Below are 26494 nucleotides of genomic sequence, written 5' to 3'. Positions count from 1 at the left end.
GTCGGTGCTATCGCACCTAATTCTCGGGATAAAAGCCCCAAATCAAGGGGCTTTTATCGTAGCCAAGTTGGTAAGGCACACCAAGCCCGTCGGCTCATGGAGACAAGCCTGTCCGGCTCGTGGAGGACTTCTGACTCAGGAGAAATCAGGTTCGAATCCTGCTATCCCAGCCACTTTATGATAATCCGTGTATTATACGGGTTATTTTTTTAGTTATTTATAAACTGGAAGATTTTTAATCCTTGTGGACTTCTTTCATTAATCTTAACTATTGGATGGATCTTGTGCTAATCAGCAAAGAGCTTAGAATAAATATTAGACAAAAAAATTATAAGTTTTGCCTATAAGTCCTTAAGTGATAGAGAAAATTATATATTTATAAGTTAAATAGAAAGTCAGGGACCCAGCTCTTGGCTTTTTTTTCAATTAGGATTTTTGGAAAAATTATAACAAATCCTAGTCTATAATAAGAATAAAGGAGGGGTATGATTATGAATAAGGAAAACAATATCATGATAAATTTACAAAATAAGCTATTTTTATCAATTAACAATTTAATAAAAAGGGAAAAACTTTTGGCAGAATATTTTAATATCCAAGGAGATTATAAAATGGTGGAAAATTTCTACCTAGATCTAATAATCTTAGCTGATGACCTCTGGCAAATCCTAGAAAGACCCTATGATTATGAAAGCTTAGGAAAATACAAGGCTCAAATTACTCAATTTTATGAGGAAAATGATATTGACCTTGACATAGAAAAGCTTAATCCAGCCAAAAGGAAAAGCAAGTTAGAAATAATATCAGACGACATCTCTTGGGCCAACAATGGCCAGTGGATTGATTTGACCAATGATTTATATATAATTAGGGAAAATTATGAAATCCAAGCTGCCCTTAAGATAGCCAGCAAAAACCTTCTGGAAGCCAAGAAGATTTATCAAAGAATTATAGGGATAAATGAAGATCTCATTAAATATATAGATGACCCAGATGATAAGATTGAAAAATCTAAAAATCTCAGAGACCTTGGTCAGCTAAATGAACTTTTGGGAAATAGTCTAGAGGCAGAAGGAAATTTTTCACAGGCCATAAAGATTTTGGAAAATACTTTCGATGAGGATATGGAAATATCTATAAACTATAATTTGGCCAAGGCCTACTATGACCAGGCAGAATATTTTAGGGATAGGAAAAATCTTGATAAGGCTATAGTTTCTGATAAAAAAAGGAGCGGATATTTGCAAAGCCAGCAAGGGAAAATCCTATAAAATAACTTTGAATCCAGTACTTATCGACCTTTATAATAGCCTTGTAGAAGGATATTTCTTAAAGGGTGACCTTATTATGTCATCAAAATACGCAAGCCTATCAGCAAATCTTGCAAATAAATTTGACCAAAAGTTAGGAAGTAAATTTTCTAAGGAAAAACTAGACAGGGCCTTATTAAATAGGGCAAGAATTTTAAATAAATAAAAAGGAGCAACAAATGACAACCACAAATAAAGAAAAAATAAAAATATTTATATCTTACGGCCACAAGGAATCAAAAATTTTCAAAAAAGTAGTAGCCTACCTTAGAGAAAAGGGATACGAAGTTTGGTTTGATGAGTCATCCATAAAAGGAACAGATGATTGGCGCCAAGAAATAGTAGAAGGCATAAGAGAAAGCCAAACAGTAATAGCAGGCCTTTCCCATGACTTTTTGAAAGAGGGTGGAGTCTGTTCAGAAGAAATGGGAATAGCTCTCGCCATAAAAAGTAATAGGATTTTTACAATATATTTAGATAAGAAAGAAGACCTAAAAAAAATACCATCAACAATGACAAGGAGCCAATATATAAACTTAAGCGATTGGAAAAAATATATAGATGATGACCAAGCTTTTGACCAGTGGTTTAAGAAAGAATTTCAACCAATCATAGACAGGATAGAATCCAAAGACAACAAGGAATTTTCTGGGCAAATAAACACAATAAGACATGCCCTAAGAATACCAGAAATAGAGTCCAATAAGGTAAACTCCTACCTAATAAAAAAATACACAAAAAGGCCATGGATAGATGAAAAGCTCGAAAAGTGGCGAAAAGATCCTCAGGGTGAAAAAATAGGAGTAATCTACGGCAAACAAGGCACAGGCAAGTCCCACTACGCCGCAATAAAATGTCATACCGACTACCATGTAGCAGCAAACTTCTTCTGCGAATACAACAAAGAAAACTTCTCCACCAATAAAAGCCTAATCAGAGACCTAGCCTTCCAACTAGCCTGCCAAATCCCAGACTATAGGACTGCTCTCTTATATCAACTAGAATCCATAGCCATAACAAAGAAAAAAATAAACAAATTGGGTTTTGAAGAGCTAGTAGATGACGGCCAAATCCACATAAGAGAAGACTACAGCGAAGAAGAGGAATTTGATAATCTCATAGTAAGACCCTTATCTATAAGTATAGATGGTAAAATAGAAACTCATTTAATCTTGATAGACGCCCTAGACGAAGCAGGCAAGGAAGAAAGGTCAAGATTAATCGATATAATTGTAAATCACTTAGATAGGCTTCCAAGATGGATAAGAATCTTAATCCTAACAAGACCAGAAGCAGATATAAAACCATACCTAACAGATGCCTTTGAAATAGACCTAGACAAAGAAAGCAACAAGAAAGACATAAAAATCTACCTAGAAGAAACATTCGAAAAAGAAAACTACCCAAACAAGGATGAAATAATAAATGCAATAGTAGAAAAAAGCCAAGGCACCTTCCTCTATGCAGAACTAGTAGGCAAAGAAATATTGGGAGGAAGCTTGTCCATAGAAGACATAGACAAGCTTCCAAAGGGCCTAGCTAGGTATTTTTCATCTTGGTTTAAGAGAATATATCCAATAGAAAAAATCGACGAAAATTACAAAGAAAAAGACAGAAAAGCCATAGCCATGATCCTAGCAAGCCCAAGACCCATACCAAAAGAAGAATTAAACAATCTCTTAGGCTGGGAATTTAGTCAAACAAACGACTTCGTAAAAAAACTAGAAAACTACCTGACCATAAACGAAGATGTGGAGGGAAAGGAAACAATAGAAATAGCCCACAAATACATGGCAGACTGGCTCTTATCAGACCTAGCAGGAGACTACAAAGTCTACAAAGAAGACGGACTCTCCTATATCTACAAAGGCATAGAAGAACTCTATATGCTAGATAAAGATCTAGACAGCCTAACTAGATATGAAAAAATAAACCTAATAGATGCCCTAAATAACCAGAGAGGTAAAAAGGCCTTAAAGGACTTCTTAAACAACAAAGAAGCCAAGGACGAACTATTGGACTTTGCGTATGAAGAAAAAGAATATTTTAGGGTAGAAACTGCGTCAAAACTATATGATGATATGATAGATCTATATAAGGATGATGAGGAGAATATATTATATTACTCAATATCTGCAAATGGATATTTTTATTTTTTATATGAAATAGGCAAGGAAGAAAAGTCTAAAAAGATTATTAAAGAAGTTATAAAAAAATTAGAAGATCTTTTATTAAGTAAAGATGATATAGAATATAAAGAAGAACTTGCCAACTCTTATAACAACCTAGGAATCTTATATGAACCAATGAAAAGATATGAAGAGTCAGAAATCTATCATAAAAAAGCTATAGATCTAAGAGAAAATCTCATAGAAGTTCGTAATTATCTAAGTGATATATCTGACTTAGCAAGTTCCTATAACAACCTTGGAGCCTTATATCAATCTATGCAGAGGTATGAAGATTCAGAAATCTATTATAAAAAATCAATTGAACTATGTGAAGAACTCAAAAAATCCCGTAATTCTCTAACAGATATATCAAATCTAGCAACTTTCTATAACAACCTAGGATCCTTATATAGGTCTATGCAAAGGTATTATGATGCAGAAATTTATCTTAAAAAAGCGATGGAATTATATGAAGAACTTAAAAAATCTCGTAATTTTCTAAATGATATATCAGACCTAGCAAACTCATACGGCAACCTAGGAGCTCTATATAAATCAATTCAAAGATATGAAGAGTCAGAAATTTATTTAAAAAAAACAATAGATTCATATGAAGAACTCAAAGAATCTCGAAAATCTTTGACAGATATATCAAACCTAGTAAGGGCCTATAATAATATAGGATACCTTTATGGGAAAATGAAAAAGTATGAGGACTCAGAAATCTCTCTTAAAAAATCAATAGAATTATATGAAGAACTCAAAGAATCTCGAAATTCTTTAGCTGATGTATCAATCATAGCAAGCATCTATAACAACCTAGGAGGCCTATATAAATCAATACATAGGTATGAAGATGCAGAATTCTATTGTAAAGAAGCTATAAGTCTGCTAGAAGATATTCCTAGTAATACTAAGTCATATGAAGATAAAAAAAACATAGTGAGTTCAATTAATGTATTATCAGAAGTATATTTTAAGAAAAATAAGCTTGGTCAAGCAAGGAAGCTTATGGAAAAGATTCTTAAGTATCAAAAGCTTTTAGTTGAAAAAAGGAATGGGTTAGAAGAAAAAAGAGATTTAGCAATCATCTATGAAAATTTAGGCGCACTATATAGTAATTCCAAGGGAAGAAAGACCGAGGAATATCTATTAGAAGCCAAGATGATTTTAGAAGATTTATATAGGAAGTCCCCTGATAGAGAAATTCTTGAAGATCTAATAGAATTATATGAGAGAGTATCAGAATATTATGAATCTAGAGGAAAGTATAAAAAAGCAGAAGACTACAAGAAAAAATCAGAAGACTTATTAAATCCTAATAGCAAAGCCAAGGGAAATTTTAATATTTTAGATGTAAAAAAACTAGAAGACTTACTGTAAACATGGCAGATAATTTCCTTATCACAGCATAAAAGCAAAAATATCAAGCTAACAAAAAAAGGAGCAAACAATGACAACAACCACCAAAGGAAAAATAAAAATCTTCATCTCCTACGGCCGCACCGAATCAGAAATCTTCAAAAAAATAGTAGCTTACCTAGAAAGCAAAGGCTATGAAGTATGGTTCGACCAAACAAAGATAAAAGGAACAGACGACTGGAGAGAAAACATAATCAAAGGCATAAGAGAAAGCCAAACAGTCATAGCAGGACTTTCAGAACACTTCCTAAGAAAAGGCGGAGTCTGCTCAGAAGAAATGGGCATAGCCCTCGCCATAAAAAGCAACAGAATCTACACAATCTACCTAGAAAAAAAAGAAGACCTAGACAAAATCCCATCAAGCCTAACCAGACGCCAATGGGTAGACCTAAGCGACTGGGAAAAATACAAAGAAAACGAAAAAGACCTAGACAAATGGTTAGAAAAAGAAATCCAACCAATCATAAAAGCAATAGAATCCAAAGACAACAAAGAATTCTCAGGCCAAATCAACACCATAAGACACGCCCTAAGAATCCCAGAAATAGGATCCACCAAAGCCGACTCCTATCTCATAAAAAAATACACCCCAAGAGACAACCTAGACCAAAAAGTAAATGAATGGATAAAAGAAAAAAACGGCAAAAAAATAACAGTAGTCTATGGTAAGCCAGCCACAGGCAAATCCCACTACGCCGCAGAAAAATGCCACACCGACTACCATATAGCAGCAAGCTTCTTCTGTGAATACAACAAAGAAAACTTCTCCACCAGCAAAAGCCTAATAAGAGACCTAGCCTTCCAACTAGCCTGCCAAATCCCAGACTACAGGACAGCCCTACTCCACCAACTAGAATCCATAGCCATAACCAAGAAAAAAATAAACCAAATGGGCCTAGAAGAACCAGTAGACGATGGACAAATCCACATAAGAGAAGACTACACAGAAGCAGAAGAATTCGAAATCCTAATAGCAAGCCCCCTATCCATATGCATAGACGGCGACATGGAAAACAAAATAATCCTAATAGACGCCCTAGACGAAGCAGGCAAAGTAGAAAGAAACAAACTATTAGACATAATAAAAAACCACCTAAATAGGCTCCCAAGATGGATAAAAATCCTAATACTCACCAGACCAGAAACCGACATAAAATCCTATCTAGATGACATCCATGAAATAAACTTAGACATAGAAGAAAACAAAAAAGACATAAAAACCTACCTAGAAAAAACATTCGAAAAAGAAAACTACCCAAACAAAAAAGAAATCATAGAAACAATAATAGAAAAAAGTCAAGGCACCTTCCTCTACGCAGAACTAGTAGCCAAAGAAATCCTAGAAAAAACCATGGACAAAGAAAGCCTAGACAAACTCCCAACAGGCCTATCAAGCTACTTCCTAAACTGGTTCAGCCGAATCTACCCAATAGAAAAAATAGACGAGACCTACAAAGAAAAAGACAGAAAAGCCATATCTATGATCCTAGCAAGCCCAAGGCCCCTACCAAAAGAAGAACTAAACAACCTCCTAGGATGGGACCATAGCCAAAAAAACGACTTCATAAAAAAACTAGAAAACTACCTAAGCAAAAAAGACGACTTAGAAGGCAATCAAACAATAGAAATAGCCCACAAATACATGGCAGACTGGCTCCAATCAGACCAAGCATCAGACTACAAAGTCTACAAAGAAGATGGCCTCTCCTACATCTACAAAGGCATAGAAGAACTCTACACCCTAGATAAAGAAATAGACAGTCTCACAAGATACGAAAAACTAAACCTAATAGACGCCCTAAAAAACCGAAGAGGTAACAAGGCCTTAAAGGATTTCCTAAAAAACAAAGAAGCCAAGGACAAATTGTTGGATTTTGCAAATAAAGAGAGAGAAAATTATAGAATTGAATCCGCAACAAAACTCTATGAGGATATGATAGATCTATATAAGAATGATGAGGAGAATATATTTTATTATTCACTATGTGTGATTGGATACGGTAAGATTTTAGAGGAAATTGGAAAAGAAGAAAAGTCTATAGAACTTCTTAAAGAGGTTATAGAAAAATTAGATAAACCTTCATCAATGAGAGATGATACAGTATATGATTTACTTATAGTGTCTATTAATAATCTGGGGATTCTATATCAATCAATGCAAAATTATGAAGAAGCAGAAATCTATCATAAAAAAGCGATAAATATTGAAGAAAATTTAATGAAATCTCGTAACTCTCTAAATGATATATCATTGCTAGCAATGTTCTATGGCAACCTAGGAGTCTTATATAAATCAATGCAAAGGTATGAAGAAGCAGAAATCTATCATAAAAAAGCGATAGAACTATATGAAGATCTCAAAGAATCACGTAATTCACTAACAGATATATCCGACCTAGCAGGGTCTTATAACAACTTAGGATATTTATATTATTCAATACAAAAATATGAAGAAGCAGAAATCTATTATAAAAAAGCGACAGATCTTAGAGAAAAACTCAAAGAATCCCGCAACTCTCTAAAGGATATGTCCGACCTAGCGATATCCTATAACAACCTAGGCTCCTTATGTATATCAATGCAAAGGTATGAAGAAGCAGAAATCTATCATAAAAAAGCGATAGAACTATATGAAGATCTCAAAGAATCACGTAATTCACTAACAGATATATCCGACCTAGCAGGGGCCTATAACAACTTAGGATATTTATATTATTCAATGCAAAGGTATGAAGAATCAGAAATCTATTATAAAAAATCTATAGAATTATATGAAGAACTCAAAGAATCTCGTAATTCTCAGACAGATATATCCCGCTTAGCAATGTCCTATAACAACCTAGGAGGCTTATATGAATCAATGCAAAATTATAAAAAGTCCGAAATCTATCATAAAAAAGCACTAGATCTTAGAGAAAATATCAAAAAATCTCGCAACTCTCTAAATGATATATCCGACCTAGCAATGTCCTATAACAACCTAGGAGACTTATATGAATCAATGCAAAGATATGAAGAGTCAGAAATATATTATAAAAAAGCGATAGACCTTAGAGAAAATATCAAAGAATCACGCAACTCTCTTACAGATATATCAAACCTAGCAATCTCCTATAGCAACCTAGGATACTTATATAATTCAATGCGAAGGTATATAGAGTCTGAAATCTATAATAAAAAAGCAATCGACCTAAGAGAAGACATCAAAAAATCTCGTAATTCTATAAACGATATATCCGACCTAGCAATCTCCTATAGCAACCTAGGATGCCTATATAATTCAATGAAAAAATACAGGGAGTCTGAAATCTATCATAAAAAAGCAATCGACCTAAGAGAAGAACTTAAAAAAATTCACAATTCAGTAACTTATGTATCTGACCTAGCAAGGTCCTATAACAACTTAGGATTCTTATATGAATCAATACAGAGATATGATGAATCAGAAATCTATTATAAAAAAGCTATAAGTTTAAGAGAGGCCCTTAAAGAATCTAGCAACTCTATAAGCAATATATCATATTTAGCAAGGTCATATAGCAATTTAGGATTCTTATATAAAGTAATGAAAGAGTATGATGAATCAGAAGTCTATCATAAAAAAGGATTAGTTCTTAGAGAAAATATCAAAGAGTTACGCAATTCTCCAAATGATAAATTTGAATTATCAAAATCCTATAATAACATAGGATCTTTATATAACTCAATGCAAAGATATGAAGAGTCAGAAATCTATTATAAAAAAGCGATAAGATTATTAGAAAATCTAAAAGAAAATGACGGTACCAGAAGTGATATTGAATATTTAGAAAAAGTTTATAGCAACCTAGGAGACTTATATGATAAATTGCAAAGACATGATGAGGCAGAAGAATATTATAAAAAATCAAACGAATTAAAGAAAACCCTTGAATGATAATTAGTTTTGGTTTATTTATCATTTAAAAAACCTAGAAGACTTATTATAAACATGGCAGATAATTTCCTTACAATAGCACAAAGTTAGGCTTAAAGAAGTTAAAATTTATCAGAATAGAATATAAGAAATAAAAAGGAGAAAAAATGACCACCACCACCAAAGAAAAAATAAAAATCTTCATCTCCTACGGCCGCACCGAATCAGAAATCTTCAAAAAAATAGTAGCTTACCTAGAAAGCAAAGGCTATGAAGTATGGTTCGACCAAACAAAGATAAAAGGAACAGACGACTGGAGAGAAAACATAATCAAAGGCATAAGAGAAAGCCAAACAGTCATAGCAGGACTTTCAGAACACTTCCTAAGAAAAGGCGGAGTCTGCTCAGAAGAAATGGGCATAGCCCTCGCCATAAAAAGCAACAGAATCTACACAATCTACCTAGAAAAAAAAGAAGACCTAGACAAAATACCATCAAGCCTAACCAGACGCCAATGGGTAGACCTAAGCGACTGGGGAAAATATAAAGAAAACGAAAAAGACCTAGATCAATGGTTAGAAAAAGAAATCCAACCAATCATAAAAGCAATAGAATCCAAAGACAACAAAGAATTCTCAGGCCAAATCAACACCATAAGACACGCCCTAAGAATCCCAGAAATAGGATCCACCAAAGCCGACTCCTATCTCATAAAAAAATACACCCCAAGAGACAACCTAGACCAAAAAGTAAATGAATGGATAAAAGAAAAAAACGGCAAAAAAATAGCAGTAGTCTATGGTAAGCCAGCCACAGGCAAATCCCACTACGCCGCAGAAAAATGCCACACCGACTACCATATAGCAGCAAGCTTCTTCTGCGAATACAACAAAGAAAACTTCTCCACCAGCTAGAATCCATAGCCATAACCAAGAAAAAAATAAACCAAATGGGCCTAGAAGAACCAGTAGACGATGGACAAATCCACATAAGAGAAGACTACACAGAAGCAGAAGAATTCGAAATCCTAATAGCAAGCCCCCTATCCATATGCATAGACGGCGACATGGAAAACAAAATAATCCTAATAGACGCCCTAGACGAAGCAGGCAAAGTAGAAAGAAACAAACTATTAGACATAATAAAAACCCACCTAAATAGGCTCCCAAGATGTATAAAAATCCTAATACTCACCAGACCAGAAACCGACATAAAATCCTATCTAAATGACATCCATGAAATAAACTTAGACATAGAAGAAAACAAAAAAGACATAAAAACCTACCTAGAAGAAAGCTTCAAACAAGAAAACTACCCAAGCAAAAAAGAAATCATAGTAAATTCTAGTGGTTTATTATCAGAATTATACTTTAAGAAAAATAAATTTGGTCAAGTTGAGACGTTTTTGGAAAAGGCTCTTAAGTATCGAAAGCTGTTAGCTAAAGATAGCAATGAGTTAGATTATAAAAAGATTTAGCATTCATTTATGGAAATTTAGGTGCACTATATAGTAATTCCAAGGAGAGAAAGACCGAAGAATATCTATTAGAAGCCAAGATAATTTTAGAAGATTTATATAGTAAGTCACCTGATGGAGATGTTCTTAAAATCTGACTACAGTATATTTTAACTTATCAGATTATTATGAGTATATAGGAAAGCACAGTAAGGCTGAATTTTATAAGAAAAAATCAGAAGAAATATTTGGACTAGGCAACTCACTATTTAAATTTTAATATCTTATTTGTACAGAATTTTAATGATTTGATAAATATTATGAAAGAATTGCTCACAAGAAAAAAGATAAAGGATAGATTAATATTTCTCTTATAGTAACTCTGACCATGTTCCTAATTATGATTGAAAAAAATAAAACCCCAACACACTGCCACAAATAAGTAGGTATTAACCTTGATACTTACTTATTTGTGGCAGTTTTTTTGTGCCTAGGAATATGGGAAAAATTGTTGATTTTTGTCCTTTATAATCTTATTAGAAAGTTAGGGAAGGAAAGGAGGCGGGAATCCTGGGGGATTTAAATATATGTAAATTTTCTTCAAAAATATGGGTTAGAAAGGTGGAGAAAATCAAATTCCCTGGGATTTTTTTAATTATTAAAATTCATTTTTATTAGTAGCTTTAGTTTAGAAAGATCAGAGAAAATAATCTAGGATTTTAGGAAAAATTAGTAAATTTTATTCTTTATAATTAGGATAGGTTGAAAATATTTGAGCAAATAAACTAGGCTTATGGGAAAAATTATTAATTTCCATGGTCTAAAATAATTTTAAAGGAGTAAAGATGGATAATAAATTAGCCTTAGAAAAAAGTTTCACAAAGAGATTGGTGGAGGATTTTTCTTATTCAGAAGCCTATGCGGATAAGCTTAAAAATGAGCTTATGAAAGATATGCCTGAAGAGCTTTTTGAAAATGTTGACCAATGGTCAAATAGAAGGCCCCTTACAGATGTCGAGGTCTATGGGGTTTCTATCTTGGATTTGTATAAAAAATGGGGAGGGGAGAATTTTCTCCTTGCTATTAATATCCTATCGACCTATGCCAATGACCCCTCCCACCATTATGGCCACCTTGAATTAAGGAGGCTCTAATGAATCTTAATAGACCAAAAACCATCTACCAGGGTTGGGACATAGATAGGCTTAAGGGGCTTTTTGCAAGGGAGAATTGGATAGGTCTTAATCTTGACCAGAGGAAGGACCTTCTTCAGGAATATGCCAATATCAGGACGGAAAAGATGGGCATGGATTTTTATCCTAGCCTCCACCTGGATGAGATGGATGAGGGAGTCGGAGGCTCTTACCTTAATGGAGAAATCCATATGAATATCAAGGAAGTAGAAAATGACTTTAGGAGTACCCTTACCATCACCGGTCAGATGGAAAATAACGAAATCAAACATTCAAATTTCGAGGCTTTTGAAACTATTTGCCACGAGCACCAACACGCTTACCAAGATTTTGTTATGAGAAACAAAATCGACACAGATGGCCAGTTTCTAGAGGACATGAGTGTCAATGATGGGATAGCCATGGCTAAGGATTATCCTTATAGGATTTCAAGCCTTTACATTTTAGCTGAGGCAAATCCCTTAGTCTATAGGCTCCAGCCTTGTGAAAATGACGCCTATGTCAAATCAGAGATGGAAACTGGTAGGCTGATTGAGGAATTTGAGGATAGGATAGACCTACAAAGCCCAGCAAATAGGGAATCAATAGAATCCTACAAAAAAATCAGATCTATTAACGGCCAAGAAGTCATTAGAAATAGGGCTAGCCTTATCTATGGGGTGGAAAATCCAAGCCAGGTGATTAAGGAAAGCCTGGAATTCATAAGGGCTGGGAATGTAAACAAAATTCCCGACTCGCCCCTAGAAAGGGACGTCCTAGATTCTAGTTTGAAGACTCTAGAGCTTTCAAATAGGAATGAAAACAAGTTAGAAGATAATATCGAAGTAAATAAAGATATAAAATGGGGGTTATCATTATGAGAAAAACTATAATTTGTGGCAAGGAAATTAAGGACAATTTTGAGAAAAACCAAGTCTTTGACTTGGACCTATCCTTGGGAGCTGGTGAGTTTGGTTTGACCTTTGATCAGATTTCCAAACACCTGATGTTTTTGGGCTCTCCTGGCACAGGCAAGACCAATGCCATCAACATCCTAATCGATGAGCTTTTGAGGAAAAAATCTGCCCAAGACTCTCTTTTTATCTTTGATTCTAAGGGAGATTTCTACAGGGAATTTGGTCATAGGCCTTGCAAGAAACTTGTAATTTCTAACCAATACCCAAAGTCAGCCTGCTGGAATATCTTTGGGGAAATCATGGATTTTGACCAAAACACAGTCTACTATGACAAGAAAAACGAAATATTTGCCAGGGAAATAGCCAAGATGCTCTTTGCTGACAAGGAATCTGACCACCAGCCATTTTTCCACAATGCAGCAAGTGATATCACCTCAAAGGTAATTTTATATTTTCTCCGTCAGGCGAAGAATATGGGCAACACTTCTATGCTAAATAATTATTTTCTGGCAAATTTCCTAAAAACAGCTTCAAAAGAAGACCTACTAGGGATTTTGGCCAGCAAGGAAAATCCAGATTTTAAAGGAGCCATAGAATATATCAATTCTGCCGATGGCCAAAGTCAGGGAGTCCTTTCCTTTATAAAGGAGATGGCGGCAGACCTCTTGGTAGGAGTTTTTGGCGGTTATGAAGACTGCCAGGATTGGGAAAATCAATTTTCTATAAGAAAACTGGTTAAAAACCAAGCCTATGATGTGGTTTTTATTGACTATGACATAAGCGCATCCAAGGCCCAGGCCCCAATCTATAAGGTCATTGTCGACCTCCTCCTCAAATTTTCCATGAGTGGGAGGGAAGATTTCAGAAATAGGGTCTACCTTATCCTTGATGAGATATCCCTTTTGCCAAAGCTATCTTATCTAAGCGACGGCCTTACCTTTGGTAGGTCGAGAGGCCTTAGGCTAATAGCTGGCATCCAGAGCGTGGACCTAATCTATGACACCTACGGGAGCCATTTGGGCAATGTCATAATTTCAAACTTTATGAACATAGTTGCCTTCTACTTATCGGATGCGGTCAGTAGGGATTTTGTGAGCAAATATTTTGGCCTAGCCTACCTTGACTATAGCTTTTCACCAGGCAATGGACATGCCAATGCCCAAAGGGAGGGCTATGTGGTAGAAGATTGGGACCAAATGAATTTGGAAATGGGCCAGGCCTTTGTGAAAGTTGCAGGCACAGATCCAATAAGATACAAGTTTAGGCTTTATAAGGAGGACTAGATGTTTTATAAGGCAAGTATAGAAAGAGAATGCGATAGGCTAAACGAACTTAGGAATGTTTCCTATAGGGACTTTGACCTTGAAGAATTGGCAAGCCATATGAAGGCGGATATTTTGATAAGCGGGGCTGATGCAAATATTAGGAATAATATTGTAGCTAAGCTTATTTATTATTATTCCTACATAGACCCTTGCCAGAGCCTGGTTTTAACCAAAAACAAGGCCCTAGTTGGATATCTTTCCTCAAAGGAAAATATAGGCAGGGATGGCCTTATCATAAGTGGTTTTTCAAAGAAAAACTATGGTGTCTTTACAGATTTCAATAAGTTTGAATTTGTAGACCTAATCAAGGATATCTTCGCCCTAGAAAAAATTGACGAGATAGACTATAGGAACTACCTATCAGCCTTAGTTAGCCTTTTGTTTTATGAGAAAGGATCCACAAGCCTGGACGATTTTCTAGACCTTAGCCAAAAAAATCCAAGAGATTTGGCAAGCCTTGCGGAAAATATGGATCTAGCTAGGGATATAGTTTATGACTTGGAGGAAAATTCGAGGGCGGCAAGGCCAATCAGGCTTTTGGCAGAGCTATTAGAAGAAGTCTTCAAAAACCTAAGGACTAAGGATAAGGACTCCTATATTTCCTATACCAATCCGACCTATAGGGATATGGTAAAGGTTTTTGATATGAATTCCTACAGGCCTGACATCCTAAAATTATATCTGACCTATCTCATAGAAAAAATATCCAAGGAAGACAGGCTAAGGCTGGTCATAGATGATATGGACTTTGCAAAAGAGGATAGGCTTTTAGATTTGATAAAAAAACTCAAGCTTGATGATGGGGTCCAGGTCATAGTTTCAAGCAAAAATGCCCTCAATATCTTTATGGGGGATAAGGGTCAGCTTGGAGATTTTTCCAATATGATTATCCTTCCCCACACCTCGGCAGAAGTTGATGAGAATATTACATCTATCTTTGGAGAATATACTCATTTTTCAGCCCTTGAGTCAAGGAGCAAATCAAAGGGAATGTTTTTCCAAAGGGGAAATTCCAACAACTATTCTATGACGGAAAAAAAGATCCTGAGGATAAGCTCGGATGACTTGCAAATGGCGGAAGCTGGATCTGGCCAGGCAGCCATCAAGTTTGAAAGGACGCCAGTAATATTTTTGTCAAGCCTTGATGGCTTGGCCCCTAGGAGGAGTATTGAAAAGGATGAAAATAGATGGATTTTATGAAGGTCAAGACCTAAAAACTCTACCTGTTAAAAAAGAAATCAAGGTAGGAGTCAAGGAAAAAAAGGTAAAAAAATCAAGGCCCTTGCCTTGGAAATATATTTTTCCTTGCCTAAGCCTGGGATTAATCTACCTTGTGGTCAAAAATTTCGATGCCATAAGTAAATTTATAGTGGGGAAAATCTTGAGACTGGGAATTTTCTTTATCCTAATCTTATTTATTATCCTAGGCCTTATCAGGAAAATATTTTTGGGAAATCTAAATACCCTATTTTTCATGTATATATTCTCAAGGAGGGATAAGGATGAATGAATTTAAATACTATTTATCACGCTATAGCAAGGTATTTTTCTACCTGGGAGTCTTACTAATCCTAGCTAGTCTCATCTATAGGTGGGCAGATATAAGGGCCTTTATTGATGGCCTTATTAGCTTTATTTGGCGAATCTTTATGAATATTACCCTATTTATCGTAATCCTAGCGAGCATTTGGGGAATAATAAAATCAATTTTTAGGAGGTAAAAATGATTAAAGTTAGAAAGAAACCAGGCCTAGTTATGGCCTTTAAATTTGGAAGTGAAAATCCCTTAGAAGATTATTTTATAGATCTAGGTAAGCTTAGAAAAAATAAGGAATCCTATGAGGTTTTTAGCAAGGAGACTAGGAAAGGTAGGGGTCAAAAAGCTGAAATTGGTGACTTTATAAAGATAGATAAGCAGGAGGATATATATCCAGTTAAGGCCTGGGATTTTGAAAAAAATCATAAAATAATTTCTGCTAATATATACTTAGAAGCCAGCAAGATCCGCAAAGCTTTTAGAGCAGATGACTTGGATGGGGAAATAATTTCTTATCTGTTTGATAAGGGCTTGTTGAAACTATTAGGAGATCCTGACCGATATTATATGGCAAGGGTAAGCTCTGGCATAGTTTATGGGAGAAAGGATGACTATCTTTTGATTTATTCTGAGGATATGAAGGGGCCTTGCAAGTATGACTTCAATTTTGTTGACAAAGAAGTTTTTGAAAAAACTTATGAAATTCTTTACTAAGGAGTGAATTTATGAACATAACTTTACCACTACAATCATCATTTAAATGGAGGGGCAGAAAATTTGGCGATGGCAAGGCTAAAAGAAAGGCCCAAAAAGACAAGATAAGCCAAGAAACTGGCTTGCCAAAAGATTATATAGAAAAGGCGAAAAAACGCACTTTGAAAATTCCTTTTACTTATAACAAGTTTTTCATCTTCCTCAAGGCTAAGTTTGACAAGATTTTTAAACTTGTTTGTATCAGGGATGGCAAGGTCAATTCTAAATATATAGATAGGATTAACAAGTTTTATAATGGTAGGGCTTCCGACCTATATAAGCTTAACTATCAGATTTTGGCCCGTAGTCTAGAGATAAATACTAGATATTATAGCGATATCAGTTTGAACAATAGCCTGATAGACTATGAAAATAATATAAATATTTGCCCTGACTACCTAAAAGAATCTAGGTTCGTAAGAAAAAAGGGAGAATATTTATCTTACCTAAAAAGATCCAACAAAACTAATGAAAATCTTATAACAGACACTAATAAGTTTGTTTATTTCATGATGGAGAACGACCAATACCTCCTAGGTCAGCTTAGGAGCAAGCTTGATGAGAAAATCAGGCTCTATATCGATTGGGCTAAGCTTGCCAATAAAACAGGCTTAGAATCCTATGTTATAGAAAAACCAAGCTTGATAGGAAAATATAACTATCATTACAACAAGCAATTAAATCTCGGCCAGGTAAATGACATCAAGGAATCTGATGCCTCCTTGCTAGATATAGTAGCCAGCCTAGATTTTGATTAAAAATTTGGGAATACGAGAAAAATCTCCCCCAAATATGGCTTATGATTAGATTATAGAAAAGATAAGGGCTAGTTCAGACTTATCTTTGCTATAAAAATCTTAGTCAAAGAATTTGGGAAGATGGGAAAAATCTCCCTCAAATATGGCTTATGATTGGATTGTAGAAGAGATAAGGGATTTTCATACTTATCTTAATAGAAAAAATATTTTATTCATTAGGAGGAATAAATATGAAAAAAATATTAGTTAATCTAGCACTTGTTATGGTATTGATCTTCGTTTCTGCTTGCGGAATAGTTGGAGGTCAAGAAGCAGAAAAGGAAAATGTCCAAATTCTTTTGGGCATAAGGAATAACTCCAAGTCTCCTGACCTAAAGAAAGCAGAAGAGGAAATCAAGGGAGCCTTAAAAAGTCAGGGCAATTTGGGCCTAATCCTTATTGATGGGTCACCAAAGCTTGTAAAAAGCGTTGACAGTCCAAAACCTGATGCCATGCTTACTCCATCAAAGAAGCAGTCTATTCTCAATACCCAGTTTGAGGAGATTAATGGCTTTATTAAAGAATTAAGACCTCAGGCACCTGAGTGTGATATTCTAAAGGCCATAAATATATCAGCAGATAATCTTGCTGATAAGGCTGGGATCAAAAGTCTGGTCATAATGGATAGTGGCTTATCAACCACAGGTCTACTAGACTTTAGGTCAGCTGATGTGGCAAGCCTTAGGATAGATGATATCATAAGGGCACTTCAAAGCAAAAAGGCCATCCCAAATCTAGAGGGAGTAGATGTTTCCTGGTATGGAATGGGCCAAACTACTGACCCTCAGATAGAGCCTTCTAGTGAATATAAGTATGTCCTAGAAGAACTCTGGACAGCTATACTCAAGGAAGCTGGGGCAAAAAGTGTCCATATAGCCAGGGAAAGCATAGAGGATGTTGAGGATGATAGGTCTGATTATCCTCCAGTAAGCCCAGTAGACTGTAAGCTAGAAGAAAGCGTCATAGCTTCTTTAGACGAGCCTATGGTCTTTGGCCAGGAAAAGATTGAGTTCAAGTCAGATAGCGCCGAGCTTTTGACTGACAAAAAGGATGTGGAAGCCAGGCTAAAACCCATAGTGGATTTTATGAATGAGAATTCTCATGAAAAAATCCTCTTAGCAGGTACCACAGCCAAATATGGTAGTCAAAAATCTTGCGAAGACCTATCCTTCAAAAGATGTGAGACTATAAAAACCCTCTTGGTCAAGATGGGAATAGAAAGGGACAGGATTGGGCTTTTGGGCCTAGGTTTTGAAAATCCATTCTACCAAAATGACCTAAAGGAAGATGGAAGCCAGGATGAAGCTTTGGCAGTTAAAAATAGGACTGTTATAGTCATGTCTTTAAATAGCCAAGTAGCCAAGGACTTGCTTGGAAAAAGGAGATAAGATGATAAGGGTATATACAGGTCTGGTTGAGACCAACAAGGCTGATAAGAAAATCATCAAGAAAAGATTAGTCAAATCCAAATGGCGTTTGATGAAAAAAGGCTTTATTGATGAGAAGAATAATATGATTATCCTAGATAAGGATGGTCAATTAAGCTCAAACTTCATCGAAAGGGAATATTTCAAGCTGGAAAATAACCTAGCCAACTTTTACCTCAAATACAATGAGTATTATATGAGTCAAAGCAAGGATAGATTTGGTTATAAGAGCCTGCTTGATGACCTTAGGGTGAATTTTGATAGGGTTTATACAAAAAACCTCCCCACCACAGCCAGGAGGAAAAACCAAGCTAGGATCCTGGATAACAAGGAAGGACTCAAAAGATATTACGATGTCAAAAGGGAAATCTTGACTATAGATTCCCATACAAATGTGATTGTCCAAAACTTTCACTTAAATATAATGGCAGCAAAGTATCTTTTTGAAGAAAATATGTCAGCCTACCTTCAAGGAGCCTACCTGGCAAATAAGAAAAAAATTTACGAGGATGAATACCAAGTAAATATCAAAAAGGTATTTGAAGATATCAGAAGAAATTATTCTGGTAAATATTTAGAGGAGGAAATAGATGGCTAAAAAAGACCTTAGGACCAACCAATTTAACGAGGACTTGCTAGATGATTACAGCTTGGATATAAATTTTTCCTATCCGAGTAGGGAAGATGCAAAGGCAGCCCTCTTACCAAAGATAAATGAGTTTTTAAACCAGGATAATACTCTTGATAAAGACTCTGAAGCAGACTTCTTATTGGGAGAAATCAGGGACTTTATAGATGAAAATATAAAGTACCTAAACAAACAAAAGTCTGACATGGCCTTAACCCTTAAGAAGACTAATATAAAGAATGACAGAGCTATAGAAAGGTGCCAGGAAGAGCTAGATCAAATAGCCATAGAAATCCTGACCTTACAGAACAAAAAAACCGAGTCATTCTTTACCAAGATCAAGGCATGGTTTAAGTCATGGTTTGGTAAATAAGCTAATGGAGGATCTTATGGCAGTTAATAAAACTAGTTTTCAAAAATCTTTTATTTACAAAGTTTATGGTAAATATAGATAGGAAAAATAAGTTGCTAATAGGTGGAATGTTGCAAGAAAAATCAAAATAAAAATCCTAGGAGAGATATATATGTTAAAATTATTTGAAAAATTCACAAAACAACTCGATTCTAATAGAAAAAACAGGAAGATGCCTACACCCGTATTTAAAAATTGGACAGCAGGTTTTGTTGTCGCAGCATGTATGGTAGCAGACTTCGCCGCAGTCTACGGACCTATAGACAGTGTATTTACCCAAAATATGATAGTCACTGCAATCTTGTCAGCGGTGGCTGTACTTGGTCTAGACCTTTCGCCTAGTCTCATAGCCGGGATGAAGTCAAGGGGAGAATTTAATCCTTTCAAGTTCATACTTCTCTCAGCAGCCTTTGGCCTATCCTTATACGCCGTCATCAAGCTCAGGAAGGCAAATATCTACAATGATTTTGCCAATACTGGGGCCCTTGGCCTAGAAGCCATAAAGCGAAGTGACCTAGAGATAAGTCCTCTACAAAAGGCAGGAAGCGACTTTGTAAGCATCATGCCTATCGTGACTTCAATCTTATCATACTTTGTAAATTATGATAATGATTACTTCGATGATCAGATAGGTCATCTGTCTAGCCAAGAAAACACCATGGAAGATTACATGGATAAGTTTAATATAAACTCAGAAATCTATGATGGTTTAGAGGAAAAATTAGGTGATAAATATGAGGAAGCCCTTTCTGATATTATGTCATATGATTTGACCCTCCTAGACTATTGTAAGAATAGGCTAGCCTTAGCTTGCAATGATCCAGATACTACTACTAGGCTTTTGGAATATTTCGACAAGGAGATAGATCAGATCAAAAGCGAGTACAAGGATCTAGATTATAAGGAGATTACTTAAAAGAAAAGGATTCCAATTTATTCGCTTTTATCATATAATATAAGCAAGTGAAGGCAAAAACTTATATTATAAGGAGTAGATATGGATCAAACACCTAGAGATAAAAGCCATAATATGATGTATTCCTTTGGCTACACAGCCTTGGTAAATAAGGATAATGAAGATTGGATAAATAAATTTACCAATGAAATATTTGAAATTGAGGATTCGTTTTCCAATCTTCTCCTCCCTTATGAAGACCAAAGGCAGATAGAAATCAAAAGCAAACCTCCATTTTATAAGTATATAATAAACTACTTAATGTGGAAGTATCAAGATAAGTTAGGAATTGATAAGAAGGATATAGAGGCAAAGGCCAGCGAGGTTTTTTCTGCTATAGAAAATAGCGAAAAAAATGATTTGCTAGAAGATTTAGCTGGCTATGTTTATGAAGATTTTTGTGAAAATGGACTTTCTAGTAAGGACCAGGACAATTTTGATAGGCTAGACTTTGCCAAGACTAAGAAGAATGACCAGCTAAAATCAATAAAGGCTAGTGCCTATGTCAGATCTGGCATCAAAAAAGATATCCTAATCTCAACAAATCTTCAAAGAAAAAAGATGCTCGTCTTATCCTTTGGTCTAAATATGGACCTAGATACTACTAATGTTTTTCTTAAAAAAGTTTTGGGAGAGGAAGGACTCGATTTTTGGGACGAAGAAGAATTTTTAATCTATATCTGCAAAAAATTCTACGATGGTAGGGTCGATGAATATTTCAAACTAAAAGAAATATATACTAGTGTAGAAGCCCAACCGATTTTAAGCCAGGATTTGGTAGATAAGGAAAAAACCCAAGAAATTCTGGATATATTTAGGGAATTTATAGAAAAATCTAGGGACGATGACTTTCTAAATATAGAAAAAGTCTTAGGAGCCTATAAATATGTAAGTCAAAACAAAGTCAGACAGAGAACCATAGAAGAAAGATTTATGAACTCTTATAAAAATGTAGAAAGCAAACTAGCTTACGACATAATAAGCTCTAAGGATAAGTTTGAAGATTTTGACCTAGACGATAGCAATCCAAAAAGCGACTACTCCTTAGTAAAAGACGATGCACTTATCTTTAGGGGAGATGATATCGAATACAAGGAAGAATACAAGATAAGGATTTATCCAAAAGTAGGAAAAAGGGTCAAGATTAAAAAGGGAGACGAATTTTTTGGTCAAGCTTTAAAAACCAATAGGGCAGACGACAAGGATTCTCTGGGCGATTTTACAATAAAAGCAGATAAGGACTATCAAATAGAGGCAGAGGACTATTTGCAAATGGATATCAGAGTCAATAGTGAAGTTCTTTTTGAAAAAAATCCAGAAAACAAATTTATATATCACAAGGAAGATGGTAGTGTAGATGAAGAGCTCATAGATCCAATTTATTACGGTCTAGATGAGGATAATATAAATCACTATGGTAAAAATTACTATGAAGCATTTATAAATTGTAAGCTTAAAGCTTCAGAGGAACCTATTGAATTTGGTGATACAATTTACTACGGCAACCAAGAATTTATGGTTTTAGATGAACTGCCAAGGCTAAACTACCTAGAAATTACAGCCTATGGGCCAGAAAAAAAGGCCAAGCTGGAAAATATATACCATAAAAACAAGGCGAAATTTAATTTCTTGCCAGATAATAAGGACATAGCTAGGATAGAATTCGTATCCTTTGATATTAAAACATCTTATAAGGAAAATATGTTATCCTACCTATATAACAGGAAAGCTCTGACAGCCTTTAATCCTAAATATTTAGAAAAACTTGACCTAGGAGCTCAAAAATACAAAGACTTTTATCAGATGCTTAAGGGCAACAAGATAAACCCAACCTACCTTAGCAAGCTAGGGTCAAATAAGGGTTCGCTTAGCCCTGATAGGATTAAGTTTATAAACATTTTGTTTTTAGAATCTATATTGGAGGCAGAAGAAAGATATTCTAATTTCACAGATGAAGAAAAAATCCGAAAAGTGCCAGCCCATGCAAGAAAGGCTTCCTATATTAGGTTTATGAACTATGAACTTAAAAAAGTAGGCATGTATGAATATAATCTTTCAAACTCTTATGAAGATCTTTTGGCAAGGATAGCCTGCACAAATGAAGCTTTGGAAACCTACAGGCAGGTTTGGGGCTTGTATGATTTGATTGAAATGGCAAAAAAAGAAAATGATAAAAAAGGAAAAGTTAATGAATAAAACAGACCAAAGATTAGCAGAAAAATTTTCTGTAAAAATAGAGGGGATGAATAATACCTTTTATGATATTGAAGTTCTAGATCCTAAGATAATCGGCGAGGGCAGGAGTGTTAGGGTTTATCAAGCAAGGGTTAATCTTGATAAGGCCACAACAAAAACCATGATTATAAAAGAGCTTAAGACCCAGGAAAATAATAACACAAAGAAGAGCGAAAATAGTAATGATATAGAAAATATATTGGTGGATTACTATCGTAAGAACAATCCAAGCTATTTTGTTGACAATGAAGAAAAGCAAAAATTTAAAGATGACTTTGATAAGAATAAAAAACTCTTTTCCATCCTTGGGGATGATATGGTAGAACCACTTTATCTTGCAAACTACGAGGGAAAGAGTCTGGCCTTTTATGAAACAAACAATGCCAGGAGTCTCGATAATTTCAAGTCTTTGGACATCTTTAGGATAGTGGAAGTTATGCTAAGCCTAGCAAAGATTTTAAAAAACATCCATGATCAAAATATTGTCTACATGGACCTATGCCCAAACAATATCTTATATGATTATGAAAGCAGGAAAGTAAGGCTTTTTGATTTTGATGCTTGTATAGATTTAAATAAAAAAGGCCAGGTAAGGGAAATTTATGGGCCAAGTCAAAAATCTTTCCTAGCACCAGAGCTTAAAACCACAACAGACATGGAGACTGTAAGGTCATTTTTGATAAGTCCTAGCATAGATACCTTTATGTTTGGGTCAAACTTATTTTATCTGATAACTGGCAAATACTTAGAAGATAAGATCTTAGAAGACGAGGACCTGATAAGGGACCTCCTTGCTGGTGAGCTTAATAAAATAAAAAATAAGATTTTTGTAGACGAGGAGGTAAGTAAAATCCTAATAGACCTAGTTGTAGAATGTGTGAAAATCTATGACAGGTTTATAAGCGATAACAGGATTATAGAAGATTTGGCAAGGGCAAAAAAAGCTATCGAAAAAAAGATGAGACAGCCACTTCTTGACCTTGTTGGAGCTGCCCATATTTTGGATAAACACCCTCTTTATGATTATATAGACGAGGATTCTAATTTAAATGTAGGGATATTTGCTGATAATGAAGATGCAAAACTCTATTTCGATTTGATTTTCGCCCCACTTTTGATAGATGGAGTCAAGTTGAATTTCACTTTTTATTATAGGAATTCTAGTGAATTTCATGATTATCTTCTAGAAAGGGCCCCTCTTTTAAAGAGGACCTGCCAGATAAAGATAGATGGCCAACTGGTTTATGACAAGATAGATGAGTCTATAACAGACGAAGCCTATGCCGGGATAGACTTTGTAGGTCTAGAAAATTTCGACCTCTTAGATGATATAGAGAAAAATACCTATATCCTAATTTTAGAAAATAAAAATACCAAGGAAGAAGACCTTGGCAAGAGAATTTTTGATAAGGCTAAAGATGATGACAAGAAGAGAGTCATTATCGTAAGGTCTTTTGACCTGGGCAAGGATAGGGCAGATGAAAATGCAAAGGCAACTAGCCTAATCTATTATGACCAAATTAAAATGGCAACCGATGAAAGGGGTAAATTTGAAGGCAGGATCCTTGAAGAAGCCTTTGGAGTCCATAGTTTTTATGAACTTTCAAGCAGGGAAAGGATTGACAGGGACGAATTATTCGACAATTTTATAAAATCAGATGACCTATACAATGCCAAATCATCCTTAAGGTCTGCCCTTTCTATCAAATACAAGCTCTATGATTGCGGCATCCATAATAGCCTAAGGCCTTATAGGGAATTTTCAAAGTTAATCAAAAATGAAACTCCACTTGATCCTGATAATCCGCAAGGTCCTACAATTAGGGATAAGATGGCCTATATGGAGCACCATTCTTGGAATAAGTTTATGATAATAGAAGGCTATGAAAAACCTAGCGATGATGAATTTTTCTCCTATGCCTACAAAAATAACAATGACCACCGAGATAAAAAAGCGAAGCCTTACCCTTTCCACCCTCTCATAAGCAACTACCACTTAAAAAGGATAAACAGTGATGAAATAGACGAGATAGATAGGATTTCAGAAAATATAAGCAAGGCCCAAGAAGCAAGCATAAAAACTTCCGAGCAAAGCCTAGCTTACGATCTCAAATTTTTAGCAAGAGACTACGACTATCCTTTAGACCCTGTGAATACTAGTTTAAAATCCTATATGCAAAAGCTAGCCAATATTATAGAAAATATCAAAAAGGGAGATAAGGATAGCCAGGCTATCTATAAATTTATCGATAGGAGGATAAAAGACTTATTGTGGAGGGGCAGGCATCAAATATCTCCTGATGTCAATGATATCTATGAGTCCATAGAAGATAGGGTAAAAATTATAATTTCCCACAAAAACCACAAGAATTACAGGCTCATAGATTATGATATAGTGGACGCCATAGGCCAGATAGTTTATGGGCCTGTAGATATACTTTATAAACCATTTGTATCTGATGAAGGCAGCCTTTGGAAAAACATAGCAGCTGTTTTAAAATTTAGGCCAGCCCAAGTTGTTTTTATAAAAGATCCAGAAGAAAATCTTGCCCATAAGTTTGAGACAATCAAGAGCTTTCTCCGTGATAAGAGAAATTTAAGGTCAACATCCATAAGGATCATAGACCAAAACCAGGTTAAGTTTGAAGTGGAAAGTCATTCTGATAAAAATATCATCTTTGATTTTACAGGCAACACCGTAAAGCAGGCCAGGTTTACATCTTTTCTTGATATGGCAAGGCCAGTTTCATATGTCATCTACGAAGGCAATAATAATTGGGATGGTGACTACGAAGGTCTTGACTACAATCTCATAAGGCCAACTTTAAGTATAGAAGAGACTTTCTACCTAAATAACGCTAGGCTAGATACAGAGGATAAGATAAATAGCTTCTTGGATTTGGATATTTACTCAGATAGCTTGTGGTTTGCCTATGAAAACTTAGGTAGCAGGGATTACAGAAAATTCATCTACACCCTAAATAAGGGACAAAAATCCTATATCTTCTCCTTAAATAATGTCAAAAAATCAGGAAGTGAACATACGGAAAAAGTAGGTGAAAAAATCACCAAAGTAAATAGAGACGCCTTTAGACCAATCCTTAAGGCCTTGGATGCTTTAAAAGAGAACGGCTTTATAAGCTCCTATAGTTTTCCTAAAAACCAAGGGTATTTGGAAGTGAAATCTCATGATGAAAATTACTTAAAGGCTCTAAAAAGATTTGTATCCCGCTGTATAAAAAATAGGGTGGAAAAAGTAGACTTTGTCAAGCAAAATTATAAGATTGACACTGTTGACAGTAATAAGGTTCAATTCAAGGATTACTATTATTTAATTAGTTCATCCTTGGACTGTGATAATTATGTATTTGCACCTGATATTTTACCCGATCGAGAAGCATCTGAATATGGCAAAAATGAGTTTGAAGATTATTTAGATGAGCTTAACGGTTTTATGAAATCATATAATGTATTTAGCAAAAATCAGGATACTCAAATTTTCAATGTATTGGATGATGACAAACAATCCTATGCTAACTATTATGAGAATAAAAATTCGGTAGGATTAAATTTCTCTTATGGATCTAGGGCCTTTAGGGACTTTTTCACCAGGGAGGGCAACGCCCTTGAAACCTATGCTTTTTTCAAAATTGCTAGGTTTCAGGATATTTTTGACAATGTCGGACTAAATATAGAAATTGATTGGAAGGCTGATGATGACATTGATAAGGATAGCGAGCTTATCAAAAATGAAATAGACATAGTTTGCATCAAGGGTCTTACAACATATTTGATTTCCTGCAAGCAATCAAGACTTAGAAATGAATTTATATATGAAATAGGCTACCACGCCACAAAATTCGGTATAGATACAGTCCCAATCATAATAAATTCTTATAAGTATAATGGAAATGAATTAGATAGGTTAAGAAATAGATGCCAACAATCAGGAGTCTTGCTCATAGATAGAGATACACTTGATGGCGATTTGAAGGGATATTTTGAAAACTTAATCTCATCTAAGAAAAAACTGATAAACTTTCCTAATTTATAGGATTATTAATTAGCCAAGCATATAGTAA

At 35.0% G+C, this 26494-nt stretch carries 19 protein-coding genes; all 19 read left to right on the top strand.

What is annotated here, in order from left to right; genetic code table 11:
- Positions 1-491 precede the first annotated feature (491 nt).
- The 19 genes from GAN53_RS02360 to GAN53_RS02275 all read left to right on the top strand — a co-directional run bounded on the left by GAN53_RS02360 (position 492) and on the right by GAN53_RS02275 (position 26466).
- On the top strand, positions 492-1271 hold the full coding sequence (locus tag GAN53_RS02360) for a hypothetical protein (RefSeq protein ID WP_151409405.1): 780 nt from the start codon (positions 492-494) through the stop codon (positions 1269-1271).
- A 76-nt stretch (positions 1272-1347) separates the two neighbouring features.
- Positions 1348-1476, top strand: coding sequence for a hypothetical protein (locus GAN53_RS09910; RefSeq protein ID WP_263969941.1), 129 nt, complete (start codon positions 1348-1350; stop codon positions 1474-1476).
- A gap of 13 nt (positions 1477-1489) precedes the next feature.
- Positions 1490-4864 (top strand): toll/interleukin-1 receptor domain-containing protein, encoded by a 3375-nt coding sequence (locus GAN53_RS02355; RefSeq protein ID WP_151409404.1) that lies wholly within the window; start codon positions 1490-1492, stop codon positions 4862-4864.
- A gap of 70 nt (positions 4865-4934) precedes the next feature.
- On the top strand, positions 4935-8819 hold the full coding sequence (locus tag GAN53_RS02350) for a toll/interleukin-1 receptor domain-containing protein (RefSeq protein ID WP_151409403.1): 3885 nt from the start codon (positions 4935-4937) through the stop codon (positions 8817-8819).
- Positions 8820-8965: 146 nt separating this feature from the next.
- The gene (locus GAN53_RS02345; protein WP_151409402.1) at positions 8966-9712 is read left to right on the top strand and encodes a toll/interleukin-1 receptor domain-containing protein; all 747 of its coding nucleotides are present in this window, start codon (positions 8966-8968) and stop codon (positions 9710-9712) included.
- Between the two features lie 35 nt (positions 9713-9747).
- On the top strand, positions 9748-10275 hold the full coding sequence (locus tag GAN53_RS02340) for a hypothetical protein (protein ID WP_151409401.1): 528 nt from the start codon (positions 9748-9750) through the stop codon (positions 10273-10275).
- An 824-nt stretch (positions 10276-11099) separates the two neighbouring features.
- Entirely contained in the window at positions 11100-11408 is a 309-nt protein-coding gene (locus tag GAN53_RS02335; RefSeq protein WP_151409400.1) for a glucuronate isomerase, read from the top strand.
- The gene (locus GAN53_RS02330; RefSeq protein WP_151409399.1) at positions 11408-12307 is read left to right on the top strand and encodes a hypothetical protein; all 900 of its coding nucleotides are present in this window, start codon (positions 11408-11410) and stop codon (positions 12305-12307) included. The genes GAN53_RS02335 and GAN53_RS02330 overlap by 1 nt, the downstream gene beginning before the upstream one ends.
- A complete protein-coding gene (locus GAN53_RS02325) occupies positions 12304-13626 on the top strand; it encodes a type IV secretion system DNA-binding domain-containing protein (RefSeq protein ID WP_192574074.1) in 1323 nt (440 codons plus the stop codon). Before GAN53_RS02330 ends, GAN53_RS02325 begins: the two co-directional genes overlap by 4 nt.
- Positions 13627-14868 (top strand): hypothetical protein, encoded by a 1242-nt coding sequence (locus tag GAN53_RS02320; RefSeq protein WP_151409397.1) that lies wholly within the window; start codon positions 13627-13629, stop codon positions 14866-14868.
- A gap of 302 nt (positions 14869-15170) precedes the next feature.
- Positions 15171-15389: a hypothetical protein gene (locus GAN53_RS02315; protein WP_151409396.1), complete on the top strand. Its 219-nt coding sequence runs from the start codon at positions 15171-15173 to the stop codon at positions 15387-15389.
- A 2-nt stretch (positions 15390-15391) separates the two neighbouring features.
- Positions 15392-15919 (top strand): hypothetical protein, encoded by a 528-nt coding sequence (locus tag GAN53_RS02310; RefSeq protein WP_151409395.1) that lies wholly within the window; start codon positions 15392-15394, stop codon positions 15917-15919.
- An 11-nt stretch (positions 15920-15930) separates the two neighbouring features.
- Positions 15931-16716 carry a hypothetical protein gene (locus GAN53_RS02305; protein WP_151409394.1) on the top strand — a complete coding sequence of 262 codons (786 nt, stop codon included), beginning with the start codon at positions 15931-15933 and terminating at the stop codon, positions 16714-16716.
- 230 nt (positions 16717-16946) lie between these two features.
- A complete protein-coding gene (locus tag GAN53_RS02300) occupies positions 16947-18143 on the top strand; it encodes an OmpA family protein (RefSeq protein WP_151409393.1) in 1197 nt (398 codons plus the stop codon).
- A gap of 1 nt (position 18144) precedes the next feature.
- Positions 18145-18780, top strand: a complete 636-nt coding sequence (locus tag GAN53_RS02295) for a hypothetical protein (RefSeq protein ID WP_151409392.1) — start codon at positions 18145-18147, stop codon at positions 18778-18780.
- A complete protein-coding gene (locus tag GAN53_RS02290) occupies positions 18773-19183 on the top strand; it encodes a hypothetical protein (protein WP_151409391.1) in 411 nt (136 codons plus the stop codon). Before GAN53_RS02295 ends, GAN53_RS02290 begins: the two co-directional genes overlap by 8 nt.
- A gap of 151 nt (positions 19184-19334) precedes the next feature.
- The gene (locus GAN53_RS02285; RefSeq protein ID WP_151409390.1) at positions 19335-20138 is read left to right on the top strand and encodes a hypothetical protein; all 804 of its coding nucleotides are present in this window, start codon (positions 19335-19337) and stop codon (positions 20136-20138) included.
- A gap of 81 nt (positions 20139-20219) precedes the next feature.
- A complete protein-coding gene (locus GAN53_RS02280) occupies positions 20220-22373 on the top strand; it encodes a hypothetical protein (protein ID WP_151409389.1) in 2154 nt (717 codons plus the stop codon).
- On the top strand, positions 22366-26466 hold the full coding sequence (locus GAN53_RS02275; protein WP_192574073.1) for a protein kinase domain-containing protein: 4101 nt from the start codon (positions 22366-22368) through the stop codon (positions 26464-26466). The genes GAN53_RS02280 and GAN53_RS02275 overlap by 8 nt, the downstream gene beginning before the upstream one ends.
- Positions 26467-26494 lie beyond the last annotated feature (28 nt).

Origin of the sequence: Anaerococcus sp. Marseille-P9784 (genome assembly GCF_902500265.1) — a bacterium.
Taxonomy (GTDB): Bacteria; Bacillota; Clostridia; order Tissierellales; family Peptoniphilaceae; genus Anaerococcus.
The sequence above is the reverse complement of the archived record's forward strand: the minus strand, read 5'-3'. Positions and strand labels throughout refer to the sequence as shown.

Excerpts from the sequence above, each read along its gene's own strand:
- GAN53_RS02360 (WP_151409405.1), top strand. The coding sequence starts at position 492 with ATGAATAAGGAAAACAATATCATGATAAATTTACAAAATAAGCTATTT.
- GAN53_RS09910 (WP_263969941.1), top strand. The coding sequence starts at position 1,348 with ATGTCATCAAAATACGCAAGCCTATCAGCAAATCTTGCAAATAAATTT.
- GAN53_RS02355 (WP_151409404.1), top strand. The coding sequence starts at position 1,490 with ATGACAACCACAAATAAAGAAAAAATAAAAATATTTATATCTTACGGC.
- GAN53_RS02350 (WP_151409403.1), top strand. The coding sequence starts at position 4,935 with ATGACAACAACCACCAAAGGAAAAATAAAAATCTTCATCTCCTACGGC.
- GAN53_RS02345 (WP_151409402.1), top strand. The coding sequence starts at position 8,966 with ATGACCACCACCACCAAAGAAAAAATAAAAATCTTCATCTCCTACGGC.
- GAN53_RS02340 (WP_151409401.1), top strand. The coding sequence starts at position 9,748 with ATGGGCCTAGAAGAACCAGTAGACGATGGACAAATCCACATAAGAGAA.
- GAN53_RS02335 (WP_151409400.1), top strand. The coding sequence starts at position 11,100 with ATGGATAATAAATTAGCCTTAGAAAAAAGTTTCACAAAGAGATTGGTG.
- GAN53_RS02330 (WP_151409399.1), top strand. The coding sequence starts at position 11,408 with ATGAATCTTAATAGACCAAAAACCATCTACCAGGGTTGGGACATAGAT.
- GAN53_RS02325 (WP_192574074.1), top strand. The coding sequence starts at position 12,304 with ATGAGAAAAACTATAATTTGTGGCAAGGAAATTAAGGACAATTTTGAG.
- GAN53_RS02320 (WP_151409397.1), top strand. The coding sequence starts at position 13,627 with ATGTTTTATAAGGCAAGTATAGAAAGAGAATGCGATAGGCTAAACGAA.
- GAN53_RS02315 (WP_151409396.1), top strand. The coding sequence starts at position 15,171 with ATGAATGAATTTAAATACTATTTATCACGCTATAGCAAGGTATTTTTC.
- GAN53_RS02310 (WP_151409395.1), top strand. The coding sequence starts at position 15,392 with ATGATTAAAGTTAGAAAGAAACCAGGCCTAGTTATGGCCTTTAAATTT.
- GAN53_RS02305 (WP_151409394.1), top strand. The coding sequence starts at position 15,931 with ATGAACATAACTTTACCACTACAATCATCATTTAAATGGAGGGGCAGA.
- GAN53_RS02300 (WP_151409393.1), top strand. The coding sequence starts at position 16,947 with ATGAAAAAAATATTAGTTAATCTAGCACTTGTTATGGTATTGATCTTC.
- GAN53_RS02295 (WP_151409392.1), top strand. The coding sequence starts at position 18,145 with ATGATAAGGGTATATACAGGTCTGGTTGAGACCAACAAGGCTGATAAG.
- GAN53_RS02290 (WP_151409391.1), top strand. The coding sequence starts at position 18,773 with ATGGCTAAAAAAGACCTTAGGACCAACCAATTTAACGAGGACTTGCTA.
- GAN53_RS02285 (WP_151409390.1), top strand. The coding sequence starts at position 19,335 with ATGTTAAAATTATTTGAAAAATTCACAAAACAACTCGATTCTAATAGA.
- GAN53_RS02280 (WP_151409389.1), top strand. The coding sequence starts at position 20,220 with ATGGATCAAACACCTAGAGATAAAAGCCATAATATGATGTATTCCTTT.
- GAN53_RS02275 (WP_192574073.1), top strand. The coding sequence starts at position 22,366 with ATGAATAAAACAGACCAAAGATTAGCAGAAAAATTTTCTGTAAAAATA.